The 3614-nt window shown below is 58.5% G+C and carries 6 protein-coding genes, 1 pseudogene and 1 other annotated feature; all 7 genes and pseudogenes read left to right on the top strand.

Features of this window, described 5'->3' with window-relative positions; all coding sequences use genetic code 11:
* Positions 1-362, top strand: a pseudogene (locus NW819_RS13355) (tRNA (guanosine(37)-N1)-methyltransferase TrmD); the annotation flags it as partial.
* A 3-nt stretch (positions 363-365) separates the two neighbouring features.
* On the top strand, positions 366-743 hold the full coding sequence (locus tag NW819_RS13350) for a hypothetical protein (protein WP_414414040.1): 378 nt from the start codon (positions 366-368) through the stop codon (positions 741-743).
* Positions 744-846: 103 nt separating this feature from the next.
* The gene (secE, locus tag NW819_RS13345; protein ID WP_414414039.1) at positions 847-1119 is read left to right on the top strand and encodes a preprotein translocase subunit SecE; all 273 of its coding nucleotides are present in this window, start codon (positions 847-849) and stop codon (positions 1117-1119) included.
* A 62-nt stretch (positions 1120-1181) separates the two neighbouring features.
* Positions 1182-1847, top strand: coding sequence for a transcription termination/antitermination protein NusG (gene nusG / locus NW819_RS13340; protein WP_011432848.1), 666 nt, complete (start codon positions 1182-1184; stop codon positions 1845-1847).
* Between the two features lie 9 nt (positions 1848-1856).
* Positions 1857-2282, top strand: a complete 426-nt coding sequence (gene rplK, locus NW819_RS13335) for a 50S ribosomal protein L11 (protein ID WP_011432849.1) — start codon at positions 1857-1859, stop codon at positions 2280-2282.
* 102 nt (positions 2283-2384) lie between these two features.
* A complete protein-coding gene (gene rplA, locus NW819_RS13330) occupies positions 2385-3095 on the top strand; it encodes a 50S ribosomal protein L1 (RefSeq protein WP_011432850.1) in 711 nt (236 codons plus the stop codon).
* Between the two features lie 78 nt (positions 3096-3173).
* Positions 3174-3333: a sequence feature (ribosomal protein L10 leader region), on the top strand.
* A gap of 59 nt (positions 3334-3392) precedes the next feature.
* A partial coding sequence (rplJ, locus tag NW819_RS13325; RefSeq protein ID WP_414414038.1) for a 50S ribosomal protein L10 occupies positions 3393-3614 on the top strand: 222 nt, incomplete at its 3' end.

The following is a 3614-nucleotide window of genomic DNA, read 5'->3' as shown; positions in this document are numbered from 1 at the left end:
GGGATTTTGTCCTGACCGGGGGGGAAATTCCGGCGCTGGCCCTGATCAACGGCGTGGTGCGGCTCTTGCCGGGCACTGTGGGCAAGGTAGACTCGTTAAAGAGGGAAAGCTTCGAGGCGGGGCTGCTGGACTATCCTCAGTACACCCGCCCGCCAGAGTTTCAGGGGTACAAGGTGCCGCCGGTACTCCTCTCAGGCGACCATCAAGCCATTGCCCGTTGGCGTCTGCAGCAGCAGCTGGTTCGAACCTGGCAAAGGCGGCCAGACCTGTTGGCCAAGCGCCCCTTGACCGCCGAAGAGCAGCAGTTGTTGGTAGAGGGGCTGGCGGAGCAGCACCCTCGTGTAAACGAAGCGGAGAAATAAATCATGCTCGGCAAGCTTCTCAACCGTCTCCTGAATCCATCGCCCGTCTGCTGGCGTGGGATCCCCTCGCCCCCAGCACTGCTCCTGGTGGGGATGGCCTTGAGCTCGGTTCTGAGCGGTTCTGGGGTGGCCCTGGCCCAAAGCGGAAGTGTCAACGAGGCCATTCGCCGCGACAGCAATCCCCCTCTGTTGGATGGCACCAGCATCAACGTCAACGATCTCTTCCGGGCTGCCGACTTCCTCTCCCGCCAGAATGCTGCTTCCCGCTGGGACGGCAAGGCCAGCGTCGATGCTGCTGTGGAGCAATTTAACCAATCCCGCCGCCGCTCCCTCCCGCTTTCTCCCGCTTCCTTGACACCTGAGCCCACCCCCACTCCCTAAGGTTGGATCCCATTCCCGGTAAATCTGTTAGGATCGCAAAGCCGATCCCGTGCCTGCTGAAATGCGGTACACCGTTTTCGGGATCCATTAGGAGAACACCGCCGTGGTTAAGAGCACCCCCTCCAGCAAAGCCGATACGGAACAGCGTTTGGATCCCGCCAGCCGGGGTCACTCCAAAGACAGTTCCACCGCACCCAAAGGGATCCTGGGTTTTATTCAAGAGACCCGTGTGGAATTGAGCAAGATTGTTTGGCCGAGCCGCCGGCAATTGATCGGCGAGTCGGTAGGGGTCTTACTGATTGTGTTGGCTTTTGCTTCCTTCATCTACCTGGTCGATCAAGTGTTTGCTTGGGTAGCCACTCAGCTGTTCTTGTGATGTTCTGTCCTGAGGGGCAAGAGAGTCATGTTCAAGGATGGCTACAGGGAGGATGTGAGGTGATGAGGCCAGAGCAGCAGCGAAAACGTCGTGGGGGCCGTGTGGAGCACTTTGAGCCTGCAGACGCGATCCCGGAACCAGACGAGGGGGAAGGTCAAGAGCGTCGCAACCTGCGCTGGTACGCCGTGCAGGTGGCCTCAGGCTGCGAGAACAAAGTGAAGAGCACCCTGATGCAACGGGCGGCTGCTTTGGATGTGGCGGATCAAATTGTCGAGGTGGTGATCCCGAAGCGGACGGGCTTCAAGCTGGATCGATCCGGCAAGCGCCAGGAGCAAGAGGAGAAGATTTTTCCCGGCTATGTCCTGGTGCGCATGGACATGAACGACGACACTTGGATGGTGGTGAAAACAACCCCCAACGTGATCAACTTTGTCGGCACGGAAGAAAAACGGGCCTACGGTCGCGGTCGGGGGCATGTTACACCGCGTCCCCTCAGCCAAAGCGAAGTCCAGCGCATCTTCAGCAGCGTCGAGGTGGAGGAAGTGCCCCTCAAAATCGACATGGCCCCTGGGGATCGCATCGAGGTGCTATCCGGCCCCTTCCAGGGTTTCTACGGCGAGGTGGTGGAGGTCAGCCCAGAACGGGGCAAGCTCAAGGCGTTGATCTCGATTTTCGGGCGCGATACCCCGGTAGAATTAGAGTTTGGTCAAGTGCGAAAAGAGGTGTAACTGCGTTTCATGGCTAAGAAGTTGGTGGCCGTGGTCAAGTTGGCCATTCAGGCGGGCAAGGCCACCCCCGCTCCCCCCATTGGCCCAGCCTTGGGTCAACACGGGGTCAACATCATGGCCTTTTGTAAGGAGTACAACGCCAAGACGGCGGATCAGGCCGGGATGGTGGTGCCTGTTGAAATCTCCATCTTCGAGGATCGCAGCTTTACCTTCGTCCTCAAGACGCCGCCGGCTTCGGTGTTGATCAAGAAGGCTCTGGGCATTGAGTCTGGCTCCAGCGAGCCCCACAAAACCAAGGTGGGATCCCTGACCCGAGCTCAACTGCGCCAGATCGCCGAGCAGAAGCTGCCGGATTTGAATGCCCACGATGTGGAGGCGGCCATGAAAATTATTGCCGGAACTGCTCGCAGCATGGGGGTGACGGTGGTGGATTGAGGGATCCCTTGCCCGGTCTGAGGTGTTCACGGTCTTGAAAAAGTTGTTCTAGCAAACCACTGTGGGGGAGAGAAGTTCTCGTCAGTACCCCGAGGAGAAACGATGGCTCGAAAGCTTTCCAAACGTATGCAGGCTTTGCGGGAGAAGGTGAAGCCCATTGCCTATGCTCCCGAAGCCGCTTTGGCCCTGATGAAGGAGACGGCCACCGCCAAATTTGAGGAGGCGGCAGAGGTTCACATCCGCCTGGGGATCGATCCCAAGTACGCCGACCAACAACTGCGCACCACCGTGGTCTTGCCCAGGGGCACCGGCCAAGAAATCCGAGTGGCGGTGATTGCCCGCGGCGAGAAAGTGGTGGAGGCCCAAAATGCAGGGGCGGATCGGGTTGGATATGAAGACCTGATCGAGGAAATCAGCAAGGGCATGATGGATTTTGACCTTCTGATCGCCACCCCCGATGTGATGCCCCAAGTGGCCAAGCTGGGGCGGCTGTTGGGGCCGCGCGGCCTCATGCCTTCTCCCAAGGGGGGAACGGTGACCATGGATCTGGCCCAGGCGATCAAAGAGTTTAAAGCCGGCAAGCTGGAGTACCGGGCGGATCGCACCGGCATTGTGCATTTGATCTTCGGCAAGTGCAAGTTCCCCGTCGAAGCTCTGCTGGAGAACCTAAAGGCAGTGCAGGAGTCCATCGATCGCAACCGTCCCTCTGGAGCCAAGGGCAAGTATTGGCGAACCCTACACGTTTCTGCTACAATGGGCCCCTCGATTGAGGTTGATATCAATGCCCTGCGGGAGCTGAAGTTGGCGACCTAAGCCTGGCTTCGGCGCTGCGATGGGTTGAAAAGGGTTTGAGTGAGTGAATTTGGAGGAGGATCCCGGCAGAACATCTTTCCCCAGTCGAATAGCAAGCCGAAGACAGCAGGTGCCCGCGGGCTTAATGTCCTGCCGAGGTTTGAGCGAAGTTCAAAGGGATCCCTTCTTGGATCGCTTTTGAGGGTGCGCTTATCTCCATGCGTCTCGGCTACGGCTGGGGCGCATTCTGTTTGGTGGAACCCAGATTCACCACCCGTTCAACCCTGGGTGACCATTGACAACAAAGGAGGTGAGCGCATGGGCAAGCAACCTTTAGCGAAGAAAGCGGAGATCGTCGATAAAGTCCGATCCCTGCTGCAGGCCAGCCAAATGGTGCTGGTGATCGACTACAAGGGGCTGACCGTTGCGGAGATGGACCAACTGCGGGCAGAGCTGCGCAAGTCGGATTCGGTTTGCATGGTTGTTAAGAATACCCTGATGCGGCGAGCCATCGCCGACCAAAAAGCTTGGGCAGGGATC

The sequence above is a fragment of the Synechococcus sp. R8-2 genome, from assembly GCF_047461715.1.
Taxonomy (GTDB): Bacteria; Cyanobacteriota; Cyanobacteriia; order Thermostichales; family Thermostichaceae; genus Thermostichus.
This window is presented reverse-complemented; position numbering and strand designations above follow the sequence as displayed.

What these genes read in the sequence shown, in the direction of transcription:
- rplK (WP_011432849.1), top strand. Translation starts at nt 1,857, where the DNA reads ATGGCTAAGAAGTTGGTGGCCGTGGTCAAGTTGGCCATTCAGGCGGGC.
- nusG (WP_011432848.1), top strand. Translation starts at nt 1,182, where the DNA reads ATGAGGCCAGAGCAGCAGCGAAAACGTCGTGGGGGCCGTGTGGAGCAC.
- NW819_RS13350 (WP_414414040.1), top strand. Translation starts at nt 366, where the DNA reads ATGCTCGGCAAGCTTCTCAACCGTCTCCTGAATCCATCGCCCGTCTGC.
- rplA (WP_011432850.1), top strand. Translation starts at nt 2,385, where the DNA reads ATGGCTCGAAAGCTTTCCAAACGTATGCAGGCTTTGCGGGAGAAGGTG.